The sequence below is a fragment of the Rhizobium sp. WCS2018Hpa-16 genome (assembly GCF_031843705.1).
Taxonomy (GTDB): Bacteria; Pseudomonadota; Alphaproteobacteria; order Rhizobiales; family Rhizobiaceae; genus Agrobacterium; species Agrobacterium tumefaciens_C.
The window spans coordinates 26,146-43,813 of the sequence record NZ_JAVTIX010000008.1 but is presented as its reverse complement, the minus strand read 5'-3'; the positions used below and the strand labels follow the sequence as shown (position 1 = coordinate 43,813).

17 protein-coding genes and 1 pseudogene are annotated in these 17,668 nt (G+C 56.9%); 9 read left to right on the top strand and 9 right to left on the bottom strand.

Features of this window, described 5'->3' with window-relative positions; translation table 11 throughout:
* Positions 1-5: 5 nt before the first annotated feature.
* From RQI55_RS19670 to tssI, 4 genes are read right to left on the bottom strand one after another with little or no spacing between them, the layout of a single operon-like run.
* Complete coding sequence (locus RQI55_RS19670) at positions 6-932, bottom strand: HNH endonuclease (RefSeq protein ID WP_042615757.1); 927 nt, start codon at positions 930-932, stop codon at positions 6-8.
* Positions 929-1,408 (bottom strand): hypothetical protein, encoded by a 480-nt coding sequence (locus tag RQI55_RS19665; protein ID WP_042615883.1) that lies wholly within the window; start codon positions 1,406-1,408, stop codon positions 929-931. Before RQI55_RS19665 ends, RQI55_RS19670 begins: the two co-directional genes overlap by 4 nt.
* Positions 1,408-2,010, bottom strand: a complete 603-nt coding sequence (locus RQI55_RS19660) for a DUF4123 domain-containing protein (protein WP_042615756.1) — start codon at positions 2,008-2,010, stop codon at positions 1,408-1,410. The genes RQI55_RS19665 and RQI55_RS19660 overlap by 1 nt, the downstream gene beginning before the upstream one ends.
* Before the next feature lie 9 nt (positions 2,011-2,019).
* Positions 2,020-4,386: a type VI secretion system tip protein TssI/VgrG gene (gene tssI, locus RQI55_RS19655; RefSeq protein WP_311273308.1), complete on the bottom strand. Its 2,367-nt coding sequence runs from the start codon at positions 4,384-4,386 to the stop codon at positions 2,020-2,022.
* Between the two features lie 197 nt (positions 4,387-4,583).
* Between tssI and RQI55_RS19650 the strand changes: the two genes are divergently transcribed.
* Positions 4,584-5,534, top strand: coding sequence for a hypothetical protein (locus tag RQI55_RS19650; RefSeq protein ID WP_311273307.1), 951 nt, complete (start codon positions 4,584-4,586; stop codon positions 5,532-5,534).
* Positions 5,535-5,833: 299 nt separating this feature from the next.
* On the opposite strand, the gene RQI55_RS19645 is transcribed toward RQI55_RS19650, so the two are convergent.
* Positions 5,834-6,286, bottom strand: coding sequence for an Rrf2 family transcriptional regulator (locus RQI55_RS19645; protein WP_311273306.1), 453 nt, complete (start codon positions 6,284-6,286; stop codon positions 5,834-5,836).
* A gap of 138 nt (positions 6,287-6,424) precedes the next feature.
* On the opposite strand from RQI55_RS19645, the gene RQI55_RS19640 reads away from it, so the two are divergent.
* Complete coding sequence (locus RQI55_RS19640) at positions 6,425-7,339, top strand: NAD(P)/FAD-dependent oxidoreductase (protein WP_311273461.1); 915 nt, start codon at positions 6,425-6,427, stop codon at positions 7,337-7,339.
* Complete coding sequence (locus RQI55_RS19635) at positions 7,332-7,997, top strand: class I SAM-dependent methyltransferase (RefSeq protein WP_311273305.1); 666 nt, start codon at positions 7,332-7,334, stop codon at positions 7,995-7,997. Before RQI55_RS19640 ends, RQI55_RS19635 begins: the two co-directional genes overlap by 8 nt.
* A gap of 52 nt (positions 7,998-8,049) precedes the next feature.
* On the opposite strand, the gene RQI55_RS19630 is transcribed toward RQI55_RS19635, so the two are convergent.
* Entirely contained in the window at positions 8,050-9,258 is a 1,209-nt protein-coding gene (locus RQI55_RS19630) for an MFS transporter (RefSeq protein WP_311273304.1), read from the bottom strand.
* Positions 9,259-9,318: 60 nt separating this feature from the next.
* On the bottom strand, positions 9,319-10,308 hold the full coding sequence (locus tag RQI55_RS19625; protein WP_311273303.1) for an AraC family transcriptional regulator: 990 nt from the start codon (positions 10,306-10,308) through the stop codon (positions 9,319-9,321).
* Between the two features lie 226 nt (positions 10,309-10,534).
* On the opposite strand from RQI55_RS19625, the gene RQI55_RS19620 reads away from it, so the two are divergent.
* From RQI55_RS19620 to RQI55_RS19595, 6 genes are all read left to right on the top strand, one after another.
* Positions 10,535-11,227, top strand: coding sequence for a FadR/GntR family transcriptional regulator (locus RQI55_RS19620; protein WP_311273460.1), 693 nt, complete (start codon positions 10,535-10,537; stop codon positions 11,225-11,227).
* Positions 11,224-12,399, top strand: coding sequence for a PLP-dependent transferase (locus RQI55_RS19615; protein ID WP_311273302.1), 1,176 nt, complete (start codon positions 11,224-11,226; stop codon positions 12,397-12,399). The genes RQI55_RS19620 and RQI55_RS19615 overlap by 4 nt, the downstream gene beginning before the upstream one ends.
* A gap of 38 nt (positions 12,400-12,437) precedes the next feature.
* On the top strand, positions 12,438-13,697 hold the full coding sequence (locus RQI55_RS19610; protein ID WP_311273301.1) for a sugar ABC transporter substrate-binding protein: 1,260 nt from the start codon (positions 12,438-12,440) through the stop codon (positions 13,695-13,697).
* Between the two features lie 115 nt (positions 13,698-13,812).
* Positions 13,813-14,745, top strand: coding sequence for a carbohydrate ABC transporter permease (locus tag RQI55_RS19605; protein WP_243258451.1), 933 nt, complete (start codon positions 13,813-13,815; stop codon positions 14,743-14,745).
* Between the two features lie 3 nt (positions 14,746-14,748).
* Complete coding sequence (locus RQI55_RS19600) at positions 14,749-15,579, top strand: carbohydrate ABC transporter permease (RefSeq protein WP_243258452.1); 831 nt, start codon at positions 14,749-14,751, stop codon at positions 15,577-15,579.
* Positions 15,580-15,582: 3 nt separating this feature from the next.
* Entirely contained in the window at positions 15,583-16,653 is a 1,071-nt protein-coding gene (locus RQI55_RS19595) for a sn-glycerol-3-phosphate ABC transporter ATP-binding protein UgpC (RefSeq protein WP_311273300.1), read from the top strand.
* A 20-nt stretch (positions 16,654-16,673) separates the two neighbouring features.
* On the opposite strand, the pseudogene RQI55_RS19590 reads toward RQI55_RS19595, so the two are convergent.
* Both RQI55_RS19590 and RQI55_RS19585 read right to left on the bottom strand, forming a co-directional pair.
* Positions 16,674-16,835, bottom strand: a pseudogene (locus RQI55_RS19590) (nitrilotriacetate monooxygenase); the annotation flags it as partial.
* 380 nt (positions 16,836-17,215) lie between these two features.
* Positions 17,216-17,662: a hypothetical protein gene (locus RQI55_RS19585; RefSeq protein ID WP_243258454.1), complete on the bottom strand. Its 447-nt coding sequence runs from the start codon at positions 17,660-17,662 to the stop codon at positions 17,216-17,218.
* Between the last annotated feature and the right edge of the window lie 6 nt (positions 17,663-17,668).

Below are 17,668 nucleotides of genomic sequence, written 5' to 3'. Positions count from 1 at the left end.
CAATCCTAGTATGCGGGGTCGTTTACTGCAGAGGCACCACCACTATGGGCACCTCCTCCTTGAGCGGTATTATGGATTCTTGAATCGACCAACTGCATCGTTGATGTGTCTTCGTTATGGTGCCACGTAAACCCTTTTTCGTCCGTAGTCTTGCTCCAGTTGCCGTACTTTTCCTTCAGTGGGGCAACGGCTTGCCCCACGTCGCCGTCTGGTCCTCGCGCAAGATCTCCCTTCATGTTGGATATGCGGGTCTGAATCGGCTGACCATCAGGACCATGCTTCATGAAAGGTGAGAAATCCGGCTTTCCGTTCTTGTAACTTATGCCGTCCTGACCATAGTCTTTTAACGACTTTTCCGCTTTCGTTCCCGGCTCGGGCGTCCACTTGCTGTTGCCCGGTTCACCTGACCATGTTCCTCCGCGGGGAATATTCTTGTATTTGCCACCATCCTTGTACTCGTCGACTTTTTTACGACGGCATTCTTTCGTCTTGCATTTTTTAAGGTCTTCCTGGAGCTTTTTATAAGCCTGACCACGCTTAGACGCCCAGTATTTTGAAGCCGCTGCGCTCTTCCTTACATGCTCCTCCAGAGCCTTGACCTTGCGTTGCGCGGCCGCCACCTGACTGACCAACTTCTCAGCGTAACGAGCAATTTTGGTGCCTTTTACACCGGCTTTCGCAGCATCACCCCATCCTGGCACGAGGCCAACAAGATCAAGGCCTGCATCACCCCAATTGCCAGACCAAGCGTTGCCGATCGCGCTGGCCACATCTACCACGCCGCCTACGACTGGCACCGACGAAGCCGCCAACCAACCGGCTTCCTTTGCAATGGCCGTGTAGCGCTGATTGAGCATATCCACATCAGCGCGGGCAAGTTCCAGCTCGCGCGAGTTGGGAACATTGACAAGATCATCAAGGTGCTGAGTCATAGAGGCCCGCCCTTATTGGTCCCCAGCTCTTTGAGGTACTGCTCTTCGACATCATCATACGGGACGCCGAGCATATTATTTTTCATATACTGCGGAAACCAGTAGTCATTTTTGCTGCGCGCAATCGCGTCGCCTTCTTGTTTCATCGTCGGTTCGAGATTGCAGCGCTCCATGCGTTGCTCCTCGGACTGGTCACGGTCTTGCAAAATGCTACGGTACGGTTCGAACAAAAAGAAATCCGGGCCGATCCTCCACATCAGCGCGACGAATTGGATTTGATAAATCGGATCCGAAAAACCAAAATGCTCGGCGTAGCGCCGACCCCAGCGTGTCATTTCGGCGGCCTGTGGTGATGGCGCCATGCCGGCGAAGCTAGGCAAATGTTTGGGAATTATCTCCTTAGTGAAATAATCGACAAAATCGTCGTCATCGTGGAGCATCGCATTCATCTGGTTGGGGTCAAACTTGATGATCATCATGCTATCCTTTGGAACTCGTCGTCTGTGCCCTTCGCATCTTGCGTAGATGCGAGCGAAATTACCTCACGATGAAGCGTACCCGCATTCGCCGTAAATTTCAGAAGCTCGTCAGGCCTGAGATCGTTCTCGCAAAACCAAGCGTTAACACCTGTGAAGAAGGCTGTGTTCTGTTCAGGCGTAAAGATGGGAAGATATTGCCGCAACGTACGGGGATCGTAGAAGCGGAAGAAGTGCGCGGTACCTTCCTCATCCTCAATAACGGTGAACTTGCGCAAGTGGCGAATGACATCGGCCAGTTGAAGCGGCGAATGCAAGAAAATTGACCATCGCTTTCCGAAACCATTGTCCAGTAGCCAGTCAAGAGCGCTTTCATCTGACGCTATGCCAACGACCCAAGCGGTGTCGTCGCCAAATTCCTCCAGTGCCTGGCCGCGGTAGAGACAAGCGACTTGATCCGTCATCGCCTGGAGGGTCGGTGGGATCGTCATTGGTCCGCGTGCTGCATCGACGACCGCGTAAAGGCGGGCAAAATCCTTTGCCTGTTGCGCCTCCTGCAGTGCTTCAATGATCACTCTACGCTTGTCTCTGCTCAGACCCAAAGGGAACTCCTATTTCTTTGAGCAATCTTCCGCAAAGGGCTTGTTGGTATTTTTACCCCCACTACCGCGCTTGAAATTTATCGAATCCGACTTCACTTCGAACTTATTGGCTTTGATAAAAACGCCTTGTTTATTGATTTCAATAACTCCACCTGGCGCTGCGAGTACTATCTTATCGCTTGCAATCATTGTGTGGTTTGCTGTTTGGCTGAGTATAGCTTTACCAACTGTGACCTCATACCGCTCGCCGACAGATAGCTTTTTTGTCTTCCCCACCCTTTCGAGAGAGGTCCGTCCAACATTGGTGACCTTGCTGACGCCGATCTGCTCGGCCTTGGCCACTCCAACCGACGTAGATTGAAACGCACCAATAATGGTGTTCATGATACCGGGAAGGGGGAACAGGCTCGATGCATCCGATCCAACACCGGTTCCAGATCCAGCAAGTGCCGTGCCTGCATCGGACCGCGGACTGGGGCCTGATACAACACCCTCGCGTGAGGACATGCCACCAGCGCCGAGGAACCCAAGTGCTGATGACGCAAGTGACGTGGCAAAGGCTGCCACGACTGGACCTCCTCCACCGGCAATCTGGGCAGCTTGACTGAGGAGCCCAGCCGTCTGGCCGGAGAGTGCCTGAACCCCCGCCATTGCCATCATCGCCATCGGTCCAGTGCCGCCGACCACGGTGTTTACCGATCCACCGATCTCATGCTTCTGATTGCCCGAGACCTCAACAGCGCGGTTGCCACCGACTGACGCGACTTCATGGCGGTCGATGCGCTTTGTGCGGTCGTTAAGAACGCGTGTCGTTTGGTCCTTCTGGGCATGGAAGAACTGGTTTTCCTTGCCTGCTTCATCCTCGAAGGTGATTTCGTTGAAGCCATCGCCTTTGTGGGTATTGGAGCGCAGGACCATGCGGGTCTTGTTGGCGGGGAGATCGTAGGGCACCGAATTTTTCGGGTTGTTGACGACACCTGTCACCAGCGGACGATCTGGATCACCGTCCACAAAGGCGACCATCACCTCCATGCCGATACGCGGAATGACCTGCGCACCCCATGTTCCGCCGCCCCATGCCTGACTGACCCGCACCCAGCACGTATCTGTCCCGTCTTTCTTCGCCTTGCGGTCCCATGGGAACCACAACTTGATACGGCCATATTGATCGGGGTGGATTTCTTCACCCTCGGGACCAGCGACGATGGCGACCTGCGTGCCCTCGATCTTCGGGCACTTGGTCGTGCGGTGTGGAGTCAACGGAACACGGGCGGGGATGGCTTCGAAGGTGTTGCGGTATTCCGGTTCGTTGCTGTTGGTCTCATAGGAGCGGTCCACGATGGTGTGGCTCGCTCTGATGATCACATGCTCTTCATATTCATGCTCGGGATGGGCAACTTCGTATGGTGTGAAGCGACGGCCGGCTTCTAGAATGCGAGACGTCGATCCGCCGAAGACGCGGTCATGGTCGGCCTCGATGGATTGTGCCCGCAGCTTTTGGGCCCGTTCTGCCTCTTCCACGGTCTTGATGCGGGCGGGGTATTCGTAGAGCTCGCGCTTGGTCGCATCCGGCATCTGTACCAGTGATGGTGTCATATTGCCTGGCACCATACCGGGTGTCTCAAAATTCCAGTCAGCGCCTGCGCGCTGGCCGGACACGTAAGAAAAGCGGCGAGCCCAGTCGTTGATGTGGTTGCGATCTGAGGAGCCCTGTGCCAATCTCACTCTGCCTTCACCCTGAGCGGAAGGCGATGGTCCAAGCCATCCATTGGCGGTATCAGCCACATGCAGCTTGTGAGAGCCGTCTTCGTGGCTGAACCAGTAGAACAGCCCGTCTTCCTCTAAGCGACGCAAGAGATAGTCAAAGTCCGTTTCGTTGAACTGGGTGCTGTAGTGCTGCACCGGCGGCGGAGATATGATGCCCGAAGTATCCGGCGCTGGGATTCCGTGCTCGGAAAACAGCGTTTCGACAACATCCACTGAGGTCTTGTCCATCCAGATACGGCAATCGGAGCGGCGGGATAGCAACCACATCTGTGGGCGGATGGTCATGGCGTAGGAGCGCAGGCCACGGGTGATCGGCGGTCCTTCATGCAGGTCCGTGACAAGCCCATTGAAGGGGCGGCGAATGCCGCTTCCCTCTTCGCCATCACCCTGTTGCACCTCGATTGACACATCCACCAATCGACCGATCAGCTCTTCCGGCTTGACTGCTTCCTTCTTGGCCCGGACATTCAACTGTATCTCGAAGAGTTGTGAGACGCCCTCGGTGATCACCATCCGCTCTGGCAGCAACTGGTCTTCGCCAAGCGGCGACTTGACCTTCAAAACACGGCTGGCCTGGATGAACTCGGACGACGATGGCTGGTCGGTCATGGGGAACCCCGGTGATCGGATTGAATAAAATATCAATCAGCTGTCAAAATCTGAACGGAATGCAATCAATCATTGTGGCGAAAGGATGGAGCCGACACCATTTGTACAACCATCTCGGTATAAATTGGTTCCGCAGTCCCAAACCCGCCGTAATCTGCAGACCAAACTGACCGAGAGGTGGGCGAGACCAAGGACACATGGCGCTGGATAACGACAGTGGGATAGGGAAGAGCCGGAGGAAGGCACACAGCCCGCAGACAAAGCACGACGCAGATAACTATGGACTGAAACGCGAGGACGCCAAGGAGCGTCGCGGTGCTGGCTGGTGGGTGAGCCTGAGACGCCGCGGCCACAGGATCGTGCGCCTGTTCAAGGACAGCGTCTATGGCAGCGATGAAGCGGGGTACAAGGCGGCCCGTGCCTATCGCGATGCGATCATCGAAGCCATTCCACCCGCGACCAATCACGAGCAGGCCGTTCTTCTGCGCAAGAACAACCAGAGCGGCATTTCCGGGGTACGCCGGATCGAGACCCGCGAGGGCGACGCGTGGCAGGCCACACTGATGACCAATGACGGCCAGAAGCGGGAGAACTTTACCGTGTCGAAGTTCGGAGAGCTGGCAGCCAAATCCATGGCCATCGCCCAGCGGCGCAAGTGGCTTGCCGATCTACCCGTGACGCATCTTGCCTATGCCCATCACGCCGCCGAAGTGGCGCAGGAGCATTTTGCCGATGATCTCATCCCCGTCAGCGACGTGATGCCCGAAACCCATCTCAAGGATGACGAGATCGAAGCCCGCATCCAGTCGATCAATGATGATTTCGACGGAACGCGTCCCAAGCGACTGCGGGTCCGCGTCAAAAGCTATCACACCGACAAGCTCTCAGTGTTCGTCTCTGATGCTGGCAAGCCTGCAAAACGCAGGCTTGTGCAGATCAACACACGAAAGCTGGGAAAGCCGGAGGTTTCGAGAGAGGCGAAATCAAAGGTCTGGGCTTCGATCATCGAGTTCTACGACGCTGCCACTGCCAGATGGTTTATGGAGGCGCATGGTGATGCACTGCTCGCTGAAGACAGGTTTGATGTCCGGGAGGGCTTCAACATCCTCGTCATGGCCGACATGGCCAAACCACCGTCTCCCGACTGATACATTGCTCAATTCCTGTCCTCGGCTCCTTCCACTTTACTCCATCACAACATTCTGGCCGCTCGATCGCTTCGACGTGTGGCATTGTTATAATAGCTGGAAGCTTGCTGAACAGAGCGATGGCGTGATCGTGTGGCTTTATGTATTTCGCCGCAACCAGTGGCAGCATCACGCACCTTCGTCAGGACGGTTTCTTTCGCAATAGCGCGATGAACAGTCTCGCGGATGTTTCTCACCTGACAGAAAACCGGTAGCAGATCCTCGCGCAAACCCGCCCCAGTTCGACATGAAAATCACCGCTACTGAGACGCGCAACCCTTGCCTTCACCATGGTCGGCAGCGATGGGAAAACCGTTGGCCACGTCAGCCAGTGTCACGCCGCCGAGCCTCTTGCGCAGAAGCTCCTCGGCTTCGCTGAAGACGTCTTTCAATACCCCATTGACGGCTTGCTCAATAAGGCAACCTGGCATGTCGTAGGCGGGGCCAATCGCAAAGAGGGATGGTTCTCCAACTGCGCGGTAGATGTCGAGAAGTGTCAGTTCCTCAAGCGGTCGTGCCAGCGTCCAGCCACCACCATGACCCTTGACTGAGCTGACATATCCCTCGTCGCGCAGCCCCGCCATGGTGCGACGGATGACAACAGGATTGGCGTCCAGCATTTGCGCAATCATCTCGGACGTCATGGCTCCATCATGGCGTCCCATATGGATCAAGACGTGGAGCATCCGCGAAAGTCGACTGTCTTGCCTCATGTCCTGTCCCCACTCAATGGCCGTGCCAGTATTAGCACGAAGCAGTCTCACGATACAATCGGAGTGTCATGAGCGTTGACATGCTTCCATCATGGCACTTATGTTGTTACATGAATTGGGAGATAATTTATGAGCAACATCATTCACGACGTGATCATCATCGGCGGAAGCTATGCCGGACTGTCGGCTGCGATGCAGCTTGGTCGTGCCAGGCGCAAGGTTCTGATCATCGATGAAGGCTTGAGACGCAACCGCTTCGCGTCGCACTCGCACGGCTTCATCACGCAAGATGGTGCCGATCCCGCCGCAATTGCCGCAGACGCGCGCGCGCAACTCATGAAATACAGTACGGTCGAATGGCTGGCTGGGCGTGCCGATTCTGTCGAACGAAAAGGGGAGGCGGGTTCGCACGCGTTCTCCTTTGCTGTCACGGTTGGAGAAACCCGTCACTTATCGCGGCTTTTAATCCTGGCTCTGGGTGTGAAAGACAAGCTTCCTGACATCGATGGCCTGCCGGAGCGCTGGGGCAAGTCTGTGTTTCACTGCCCATATTGCCATGGCTATGAGTTGAACCAAGGTAAGATTGGGGTTATCGCGGGCTCTGAGCTTTCCATGCACCATGCGCTGATGCTGCCTGATTGGGGGCCAACAACCCTACTCCTCAATGATGCATTCGAGCCAAGCCCGGACCAGCTTGGAGCTCTGGTAGCTCGTGGCGTCATCGTCGAGAAAGGCCTTGTCGAGGCGATCACCGGGCACGCTGATGTCCAGCTTGCTGGCGGCCGGGCGTTATCCTTCTCAGGCTTGTTTGCACTGGCTCCCATTGAGATTGCAACGCCGATCCCGCAGCAGCTCGGCCTTGAAATGGAGCAGGGACCACTTGGCGCAACGATCAAGACCGATGCCATGAAGGCAACCTCCATCCCGGGTGTCTTTGCCTGTGGAGACGCGGCGCGTGCTATGGCCTCCGTTGCACTGGCTGTCGGTGATGGCAGCCTGGCAGGCGTCAATGCACACAGGGCGTTGATGTCAGGTGCGCTCTCTCATGGGTAAATTCGATGGAGATCAGGCGGGGTATGCAAAGTCTGCACGGCGTAACGTTCCGGGTCTTGACGACCTCCACCGCATGACGGGGCAGCTTCTGGCAGAGCGTGTTCCGGCGGATGGGCGGGTGCTTGTTGTTGGAGCAGGTGGTGGCCTTGAACTGAATGCGCTGGCTGAGCACCATCCGGGATGGTCGTTTGATGGGGTCGATCCCTCGGCCGATATGCTGATCGTGGCAAGGGAAACGACAGCCGGTGCGGCAGATCGTATAAGTTTCCACCTTGGCGATATTTCAGCCGCTCCCGATGGTCCCTTCGACGGTGCTGTCTGCCTTCTGGTCTTCCATCACATCTCATTTGAGGAGCGCGCAGCAACGCTCCGTGGTATCCGCCAACGTCTGCTTCAGGGATCACCCTTCGTGCTTTCCCATATCAGCATCCCCGAGCACGAACCGGACCGCTCGCTCTGGATTGACCGACACATCGACTTTGGCGCGATGGCGCAATTCGATAGTGAAAGGCGGGGGGAGGCAAGAATTGCCATGAAAGAGCGTCTTTCCATATACTCCCCAGACCAAGATGAGGCCCATCTGCGACAAGCGGGGTTCACCGCAATTGCGCAATTCTACCAGGCCTTCAGCTTCCGAGGGTGGGTCGCTCATGCATGATCCCCACCAGCACACGCGTGCTGATGGGGATTGATGACTTCAGACAATGCCTTCAATTGCGAGGCTGGATGAGCGCTAGGGCGAGGGTCGTGGCGGCGAGTATAGCGGTCAGGGTCAGCGGCCCGGCTGCGCCATAATTGTCAACCACGTAGCCGCCGACAACGGCGCCGATGCTGATGGCGACCTGGAATGAGACCACCATCAGGCTGCCGGTAGCTTCGAGGGCGTCCGGCGCGCTGCGGGAAAGATTGGTTGGAAGCACGACCGGTGCCATGCCAAAGGCGAAGCCCCAGAGCGCGACCAGCGTGAATGCAATGGCCGCATAAGCTCCGCCGAGAACCAGAATAAGCGCCGCAGATGCCATCAGGCCAGCGGTCACGGCAAGAGCCATCGTAACACTCGCGTCGGCCATCCGTCCGCCAGCGACATTGCCGATGACGGAGGCAATGCCGAAACCAAGCAGGGCAAGAGCGATCGACTGCGTATCAAGCAACGTCACCTGCTCCAGAAAGGGCCGTACGTAAATCGAACCCGCGAAATGTCCGGTCATCAGCAAGAGAATGGCCAGCATGCCCAGCTGAATGCCGCGTCGCCGTGTCAGCTTGAACACGTCGGTCAGGCTGTTGCTTGTGCTTGCCGGCAGAGTGGGCAGGCTGATGGCCTGCATCAGCATGGCGATCAGCGCAAGCCCTGCTGTCATCGCCATGGCCGTTCGCCAACCCAACCAATCGCTGATCAACGCGCCCATGGATGGTGCCGCGATTGTGGCCAGCGAGACGCCAAGGGTCACGATGGCCATGCCGCGCCCGGTCGCATTGGTGCCCACCAGCCTTGCGACGACGGCAACGGAAAGTGCCCAGAAACCGCTCAGCGCAATGCCCAATCCGGCGCGGCCAACCAGCAGCAGCCAGAATTCGCTGGCCGTGGCGGCGAGAACGTTGGAGCCGACGGCAAGCGCAGTCAGAGCAACCAGCACCGTCTTGCGGTTCAGTTTGCCGATCAGCACGTTACTGAACAAAGCCGTAATGGCACCAACGGAAGCTGTGGCCGTCACGACCTGTCCCGCAGTGCCCTCACTGATTCCCAGATCGCGCGCCATGGGCGTCAAAAGTCCAGCTGGCAAAAACTCGGCAGACACCAGAGCAAAGCTGGTCGCGGCCATGGAAAGCACGGCAAGCCAGGTCGCCGCTGTCCACGCGGTGTCTTCCGCCGCTTCAATATCGCTGATGGGCTCATCGAGCTGTAAAGTTGTGTCCGTCATCTCTGTGTGTCTCCTACATCGCAGACATCTATAGCCGGACCAGCCAGGATGATATGTAACTCAAAATCCTAAATTCATGTCCATTCGTCCGGAATTGCTGCGCCGCACAATGCCAGGTGATGAGTGGGTCACGCGCTTGAACGCCCGCGCGAATGAGGCTTCAGACTCATATCCCAACCGGGTTGCCACTTCCGCCACAGACATGCCGTTTCGAGACAGCATCTCCCGAGCAAGCTCCATGCGCAGGCGCGCGAGATAACGCGCCGGGCCTTCGCCGAGAACTGCGCTGAACCGCTCGGCAAAGATCGACCGTGACTGACCCGCTACGACAGCGAGGCTCTCCAGTGTCCAGTGCTGGCCGGGCTCCCGGTGAATGGCTGATAGCACGCGCCCAATATGCGGGTCACGAATGGCGGCAAGCCAGCCGGTGGTCGAAGCGCCACTGCAATTGACCCAGCAGCGAATAAGCCGGGCCGTCAACAAATCCGCCATCCGCGAAAGAACCGTCGCGCTGCCCATTTGCGGCTGAGATGCCTCCACTGACATGGCGGCCAGCAAAGGCCCGATGAGTGGGTCATTCCCCGCCACATCACAGCCCCGGATGATGGGCGGCATCAAGGAAATCAAAGGATGAAGCGCGTGCTCGCCCAAAGCCATGGAACCGCAGAACAGGGTGGCGGTGGCCCCCGTTCCCTCCCGCACAACTTCACAAACGCTGCTTTCCAATTTCGTAATCTGGCAAGATTCGCGACAATCGCCCTTAACATCCGGCGCACTCGCCAGGCGATGCGCAATGCCCTGTGGCAACAGCACCAGATCGCCCTCGTTCAACGCTTCCCAACCCTTTGCGTCGGTGTAAATCCAGCAAGGCCCCTGGCTCACAAAGTGAAAGCGCAAAAGCGGCTGCTCAGGAAACGCGATGTTCCACGGATGCCGCAGTTCGCAGCGCCCATAATTCACCCCGCTCAGCCGAAAGTCTCGCAAGACTTCGCTGAGAGCATCCATGGGCAAATCTGTCGAAGGAGTTTTTTGGGACGAATGATCAAGCATTCCGCCAATCTATAGGCAAATCGTCTGGCTTTCAATCAGGATATTCGCAACTTTGTATGTCTTCGATCCTGGAATTCGAGGTGCACACGGGTCGTGACTGATCGCTTTGCAAAATTGAAATCCATCTTGAATATTTTTCACCATCTGATAATCGGTAAGATGTCAGACCAATTATTGACTGGGCGGTCGGGATTTCGGAATGAACAAATCGGCAGACAATCATCTGATGACGCCTTTGCCAGCGGTGGACAGGGTGCGCCAGGTCGAGGCGGCACTTGCCGAGTTCGTGGACAGGGCAGGGCTGAAAGCTGGTAGTCGCCTGCCTGCCGAGCGCGAACTCATGGCTGCTCTGGGCGTCGGCCGTTCCACCATCCGTGAGGTCATCCGCAAGTTTCAGGCGCTTGGCGTTATCGATAGCCGCAAGGGTAGCGGCAACTACCTGCTTAAGCCGATTTCCAGCGCAACCGTGCACATGCCCATTTCCATTGAAGCGGAAAGCCTGCGCGATGCCTTGCTGATGACGCTGGAGGTGCGCCGCGGAATAGAGGTCGAGGCCTCCATGGCTGCAGCCCGTCGCAGAACGGAAGAGGATATCGAAACCATGCGCCTGCGGCTGGAGGAGATGGAGCGCGTCCATCTTGCCGAGGGCACGTCAGGCAAGGCAGATCTCGCCTTTCACCTCTCCATTTATGAAGCCACCCACAATTCGCTGTTCAAGCAGCTTCTGGAGCAGATGCGTGAAGGCTTCGAGCGCTTCTGGTTGAAACCCTTCGACAGACCGGATTTCGCAGCGCGCTCCTTTCCGTTCCACCGCACGCTTTTTAACGCGATAGTCGCAGCAGATGCCGTCTCTGCGCGTGAAGAAACGCTGAAAATCCTCGCCATTGTCGAGGAAGATATCAAGGACATGTCCAAATGAGCCAAGGCAATGATCTCTATGATCCCGCATCTCTCATCGTTGCCCATGATGCAACGCATGCCTTCGAGGCTGTGGTGCCGCCCATCGTCCAGACCTCGCTTTTCACCTTCTCAAGCTATGACGAAATGGTCGCCACTTATCGTGGCGAGAGAAATCGCCCCGTCTATACGCGCGGATTGAACCCTACGGTTCGGATGTTTGAGGAAATGCTAGCGAAGCTCGAGGGTGCGGAGGATGCGCTTGGCTTTGCCAGTGGTATGGCGGCGATTTCATCGACGGTTCTGTCTTTCGTTTCGCCGGGAGACCGTATCGTCGCCGTGCGCCATGTCTATCCGGATGCCTTCCGTCTTTTCGGCACCTTGATGAAGCGTATGAACATCGGCGTCACCTATGTCGACGGGCGGGATGAGGCTGCCGTCGAAAAGGCAATGCCGGGCGCAAAGCTCTTCTATATGGAAAGCCCGACGAGCTGGGTCATGGAAGCGCATGATGTCGGGGCACTGGCCGCAATTGCGCGCCGTCACGGCGCTGTTTCGGTGATTGACAACTCGTGGGCGAGCCCAATCTTTCAAAAGCCCTTGTCGCTAGGCGTTGATCTGGTCGTGCATTCCGCCTCGAAATATCTCGGCGGCCATAGCGATGTGGTAGCGGGCATCGTTGCGGGCTCAAAAGCCATGATCGACACCATCCGGGCAGAGGCCTATCCTTATCTGGGCGGCAAGATGTCTCCTTTCGATGCTTGGCTTTTGATCCGCGGATTGCGCACCCTGCCCATTCGCATGAAAGCGCATCAGGAATCGGCGCTCGAAATCGCCTCGCGTTTGCAGGCGCTCGATGTCGTCGAAACCGTTTGCCATCCCGGTCTGGTCAACCGCCTGCCGCCCGGTCTTAACGGCACATCCGGCCTGTTTTCCTTCATCTTCCGCGAAGGCGTGGATGTCAGGGCCTTTGCCGACCGTCTTGAACTTTTCAAACTTGGTGTTTCCTGGGGAGGACATGAAAGCCTGATCGTCCCTGGCGAAGTGGTGCTCGAACAGAAGGCGCAGCCCAATTCAGCGCATACGTTCGGTATCAGCCCGCGCTCCGTGCGCCTGCATGTCGGTCTTGAGGGTACAGAAGCGCTCTGGAACGATCTTGAACCTGCGATCAAGGAGGCATCTGCCGCCGCCTGACGCATTGACGAACGACGACAAAAAAACGGGAGAACGCAATGAAAAAACTGGTAGCAGCAACACTCTTTACCGTCGTGATGGCCGGAACGGCACTGGCGGACACGACCTTGAAGATCGTGGAAGTCATCACGAGCCCTGAGCGCACCGAGACCCTCAAGGGCCTCGTCTCCAAATTCGAAGCGGCCAATCCCGGCGCAAAGGTCGAGATCGTCTCCCTTCCATGGAGCGAAGCATTCCAGAAGTTCGCCACCATGGTTTCGGCTGGCGACGTTCCCGATGTGATTGAAATGCCCGATACATGGCTGTCGCTCTATGCCAATAACGGTATGCTCGAAAGCCTTGAGCCCTATCTGGCAAAGTGGGAGCATACCGCCGGTTTGAGCGCACGCACGCTGGAGCTTGGTCGCGACGTCAAGAACACAGCCTATATGCTGCCCTACGGTTTTTATCTGCGTGCCATGTTCTACAACAAGAAGCTGCTTGAGCAGGCAGGCGTGAAGGAACTGCCCAAAACGCTGGAAGAATTTGCCGATGCTTCCAAGAAGGTTGCTGCCATCACCGGAAAATACGGATATTGCTTGCGCGGCGGTCCGGGCGGCTTGAATGGCTGGGTTATGTTCGGCGCGTCGATGGCCGGCTCCAACGAATTTTTCACCAAGGACGGACAGTCCACCTTTGACAGCCCCGGCTGGGTAAAGGGTCTGACCTATGTGGTCGATCTCTACAAGAACGGCTATGCGCCGAAGGACAGCGTCAACTGGGGCTTCAATGAGATCGTGGCTGGTTTCTATTCCGGTACATGCGCGTTCCTCGATCAGGACCCGGATGCTCTGATTGCCATTGCCCAGCGCATGAAGGCCGAAGATTTCGGCGTGATGACGATGCCGAAGGGCCCTGATGGCAAGACCTTCCCGACAATCGGTTTTGCAGGTTGGTCCATGATGGCGTCGTCCAAGAGTAAGGACTTGTCCTGGAAGTTGATCGAAACGCTGGAAGGGCCGGAAGGCAACATCGAGTGGAACAAGAAAACCGGTGCGCTACCCGTCCACACCTCGGCCGAAAAAGATCCGTTCTATGCCAGCGAGCAGTTCAAGGGTTGGTTCGAGGAACTGGCAGACAAGAATGCCGTACCAACGACCATGCCGACCTATCTCGAAGAATTTGCGTTCTTCAAGGACTCGCTCGTCATCAAGTCATCGCAGGAGGCTCTTCTGGGTGACATCACGCCGGAAGAACTTGCCAAGCAGTGGGCTGACTACATGACCAAGGCTCAACAGAAGTTCCTGAAATCGAAATAAACAAGACAGGCAGCGCGTGAAGATCCGCGCGCTGCCTGATCACCGCTTCGGTTCAGAAACAAACGAGATCAGCGCGTGGCGCACCCGTTCGCCGTGTTTCGCTGGGGAGCACCTGATGTCCTATACCCAAAGCGCCGGGCCAGCGGCTCCGCGTAAACCCGCATTGCAGCGTCTGGCAAGAGCCGCCGAGCCGTGGCTCTACAGTGCACCAGTCTTGGTCCTTATCATCACGGTCATGATGGTGCCGCTTGTTTTGGGCTTGTCTTACGCCTTTCGTGACGTTCAACTGCTCAATCCGTTTTCTGGCGGGTTCATCGGGCTCGACCATTTCAGAGAGCTGTCGCAGGACGTCGCTTTTTACCGCGCGCTGAAGAACACGCTTTGGTGGACCGGGGCTTCTGTCTTTCTGCAATTCACTTTCGGGCTTATTCTGGCCCTGCTTCTGGACAAGCCTTTTGCGGGCCGTGGCGTGGTGCAGGCGCTCGTCTTCCTGCCATGGGCCGTGCCGACGTTTCTGGCCGGGCTCAACTGGGCATGGCTGTTCAATCCGGTCATCGGTCCGCTGCCGCATTGGATGACGTCGCTCGGGCTGCTCTCTGCGCCCAACAACATTCTCGCGGATCCGCATCTGGCCATGTGGGGTCCGATCATCGCCAATGTCTGGTGGGGCATTCCGTTTTTTGCCATCACACTGCTGGCCGCCCTTCAGGCCATTCCACGTGATCTTTACGAGGCCGCATCGATTGATGGCGCAACGCCGCTCCAGCGCTTCACATCCATTACGCTGCCGTTTCTTGCACCCACCATCGCGATCACAGTTTTGCTGCGCACGGTCTGGATTGCTAATTTCGCCGACCTAATCATCGTCATGACCAATGGCGGACCGGCTGACCGAACGCAGATCGTTGCAAGCTACATCTTCACGCAGGCGTTCAAGAGGCTGGATTTCGGTTACGCGTCCGCCATCGCGCTGGCTCTGCTGGTGCTTCTGCTCGCCTATTCCATGGTCATCGTCATCATGCGCCAGCGCCTCATCGAGAAGGATTGACCTATGACCGGCAGGATTTTTCTCACCATCGCGCATCGCTTCGCGCTTCTTATCTACATCCTCTTTGCGCTCTTCCCACTTTTCTGGCTCCTAAAGGTGTCGGTCACGCCGAACGATCTTCTTTACAGTGAAGGCGTGCGGATGTGGCCGTCACATGCGACGCTCGATCACTATCGTTATGTCATCGAAAACAGCGCGTTTCCCACGTTCTTTAAAAACAGCGTCATCGTCGCCGGCTCGACAGCGTTTGCGGTGACCATCCTGTCTTCGCTTGCCGGCTATGCACTGTCGCGTTTCCGCTTTCGTGGCAAATACTGGATCATCGGGCTGATGCTGGTCACGCAGATGTTTCCGCTCGTCATGCTGGTCGCGCCCATCTTCAAGATGCTTTCGCCCTTGGGCCTGACGAACAGTCTGACGGGCCTCGTCATCGTTTACACGGCGTTCAACGTGCCCTTTGCGACGTTTCTCATGCAGTCATTTTTCGATGGTATTCCAAAAGACCTGGAGGAAGCAGCGATGATTGACGGTGCCAGTCGCTTCACGGCGTTCCGGCAGATCATCCTACCGCTGACCCTGCCGGGTATCGCCGCAACCCTCGGCTTTGTCTTCACGGCGGCGTGGAGCGAGCTGCTCTTTGCCCTGATGCTGATTTCCGGAAACGAAAGCGCCACATTCCCGGTTGGTTTGCTGACCTTCGTCTCGAAATTCTCGGTCGATTTTGGACAGATGATGGCCGCAGGCGTGCTGGCGTTGATCCCCGCATGCCTCTTCTTCCTGCTCATTCAACGATACCTCGTGCAGGGCCTGACGGCCGGTGCGGTGAAAGGATAATCCATGGCTTCCATCGAGCTTAATCGCGTCGCCAAATCCTATGGTGACCATCCCGTGCTGCACGGTGTCGATCTTACCATTGCCGATGGTGAATTCGTCGTCCTCGTCGGCCCATCCGGCTGCGGAAAGTCTACGCTTCTGCGCATGATCGCGGGTCTTGAAGAGATCACTTCAGGTACGCTCACCATCGACGGGCAACTGGTCAATGATCTCAAGCCGAAGGACCGGGATATCGCCATGGTCTTTCAGTCCTACGCGCTTTACCCGCACATGACTGTGGCAGACAATATGAGCTACAGTCTGCGTCTGCGCAAAAGCCCCAAGGAGGTGATCGCGTCAGCCGTCGCCGCGGCATCCGGCAAGCTTGGGCTGGACCCTTATCTGGCACGGCGTCCAAAGGCGCTTTCCGGGGGACAGCGCCAGCGCGTCGCCATGGGTCGCGCGATCGTGCGTCAGCCAAAAGCGTTCCTCTTCGACGAGCCGCTCTCGAACCTGGATGCGCGCCTGCGCGAGCAGATGCGGGCAGAAATCAAGCGCATGCAGGCAGATCTGCGCGCCACCTCCGTTTACGTGACCCACGATCAGATCGAAGCCATGACACTCGCATCCCGCATCGTGGCCATGAATGACGGCTACGTTCAGCAGATCGGCGCGCCGCTCGATCTTTATGATCGTCCGGCCAATCTGTTCGTCGCAGGCTTTATCGGTTCACCCGGAATGAACTTCCTAGAAGGCCGGTGCGTGCAAAAGCCTGATGGAAGCGCCATGGCACTGCCGGATGGCAGTGTGTTGCCACTGGGGCGGCAAGTTGCCGTCCAGGACGGCGAGGCGATAACGCTCGGAGTTCGACCCGAACACGTGATCGTCGCTCCTGATGCGGAAGGCATTGAGGCCAAGGTTGACCTTGTCGAGCCAACGGGCCTTGGCATCATCCTGCATCTGGCAGTCCACGGAATGCCCTTCAAGTTGTTTTCGTCAGACCGCGCCCTTTTGCAGCCGGGCAAGTCCATCACGGTCGGCCTGCCGCCGGAGAAACTGCATGTCTTCGACGTGAAGGGCGACCGTATCGACTGAATTGGCGGCGCCAGCCGTGGTTATAGCGGCGGGCGCGCCAGACCGAGATGATCGCGCAGCGTTGAGCCCTCATATTCCGTGCGGAACAGGCCCCTTTCCTGAAGGATCGTTACAACCAACTGCGTGAAATCCTCAAGGCCTTTCGGGAAGAAGGGAGGCATGACGTTGAAGCCATCGGCGGCGCAATTGGTCCGATATCGGCAGGTCAGGTAACTATGAAGTCATTGGGCTTCGGCGATCACATCGTCGAAATCTTGCCAGAAGTTCATTCGCAGGTCCGGCAGATAGTCGAGCGGTAGCGACGAAGGGTGATTGCAATCTCAGCCTGCCTAGTCTTCTTCCCATGCATTCACGGAATGATGTGGCAGTCTTTCGGTGTTCGAGTCGGATGCAGGCAAGCCAGTCAACGCAAGTTACTGCAGATCAACACACGAAAGATGGGAAAGCTGGACGCTCTGCCCAATTAAAGCGACACTTGTCTTCCTGACTTTTGCAACGTCGCAGGATAGAGAACTTTTGCGCCAGCCGCGATGTCCGGTATTGGCGCAAAATTGATTGGCCATCACTGGGGTGTAATGGGTTTGTTCTCGAAGCGAATTCTAAAGTTGCGACGTTGGAAATCTTCTCTGAAACAGACGAAAATCAGTTCGAGATCTTGGAGAGCGTCTTTCCGTCCCAGGAGGCTTAACGAAGCTACGATGACACCGTTATATCCGCGGGTGATACGAAATGCTGCATTGCGCATCGCGATGGCATCAGGATCGCCACGATCCTCTCGCCGGTCATAGACAACCCAAAACCGGGCTGCTTTCCACGTCACTTCCAGCATTTCTCGGACGTTTGCGAGGAATTCCTCACCGCTCATGGAGGGCCCCCACGACAGAGGCGTCTCGCCATCATCGTCCGCGACACTGAAATAGCCGTCGTATTCGCGGCCGGTATCCAGCGCTGCCTCGATCTTTGCAAATGCCTTGTCTTCAGTAATCGTCGTTTTGAACAAGATTGTCATGGACTA

What these genes read in the sequence shown, in the direction of transcription:
- RQI55_RS19670 (WP_042615757.1), bottom strand. Translation starts at nt 932, where the DNA reads ATGACTCAGCACCTTGATGATCTTGTCAATGTTCCCAACTCGCGCGAG.
- RQI55_RS19665 (WP_042615883.1), bottom strand. Translation starts at nt 1,408, where the DNA reads ATGATCATCAAGTTTGACCCCAACCAGATGAATGCGATGCTCCACGAT.
- tssI (WP_311273308.1), bottom strand. Translation starts at nt 4,386, where the DNA reads ATGACCGACCAGCCATCGTCGTCCGAGTTCATCCAGGCCAGCCGTGTT.
- RQI55_RS19650 (WP_311273307.1), top strand. Translation starts at nt 4,584, where the DNA reads ATGGCGCTGGATAACGACAGTGGGATAGGGAAGAGCCGGAGGAAGGCA.
- RQI55_RS19645 (WP_311273306.1), bottom strand. Translation starts at nt 6,286, where the DNA reads ATGAGGCAAGACAGTCGACTTTCGCGGATGCTCCACGTCTTGATCCAT.
- RQI55_RS19635 (WP_311273305.1), top strand. Translation starts at nt 7,332, where the DNA reads ATGGGTAAATTCGATGGAGATCAGGCGGGGTATGCAAAGTCTGCACGG.
- RQI55_RS19630 (WP_311273304.1), bottom strand. Translation starts at nt 9,258, where the DNA reads ATGACGGACACAACTTTACAGCTCGATGAGCCCATCAGCGATATTGAA.
- RQI55_RS19625 (WP_311273303.1), bottom strand. Translation starts at nt 10,308, where the DNA reads ATGCTTGATCATTCGTCCCAAAAAACTCCTTCGACAGATTTGCCCATG.
- RQI55_RS19620 (WP_311273460.1), top strand. Translation starts at nt 10,535, where the DNA reads ATGACGCCTTTGCCAGCGGTGGACAGGGTGCGCCAGGTCGAGGCGGCA.
- RQI55_RS19615 (WP_311273302.1), top strand. Translation starts at nt 11,224, where the DNA reads ATGAGCCAAGGCAATGATCTCTATGATCCCGCATCTCTCATCGTTGCC.
- RQI55_RS19610 (WP_311273301.1), top strand. Translation starts at nt 12,438, where the DNA reads ATGAAAAAACTGGTAGCAGCAACACTCTTTACCGTCGTGATGGCCGGA.
- RQI55_RS19605 (WP_243258451.1), top strand. Translation starts at nt 13,813, where the DNA reads ATGTCCTATACCCAAAGCGCCGGGCCAGCGGCTCCGCGTAAACCCGCA.
- RQI55_RS19600 (WP_243258452.1), top strand. Translation starts at nt 14,749, where the DNA reads ATGACCGGCAGGATTTTTCTCACCATCGCGCATCGCTTCGCGCTTCTT.
- RQI55_RS19595 (WP_311273300.1), top strand. Translation starts at nt 15,583, where the DNA reads ATGGCTTCCATCGAGCTTAATCGCGTCGCCAAATCCTATGGTGACCAT.
- RQI55_RS19585 (WP_243258454.1), bottom strand. Translation starts at nt 17,662, where the DNA reads ATGACAATCTTGTTCAAAACGACGATTACTGAAGACAAGGCATTTGCA.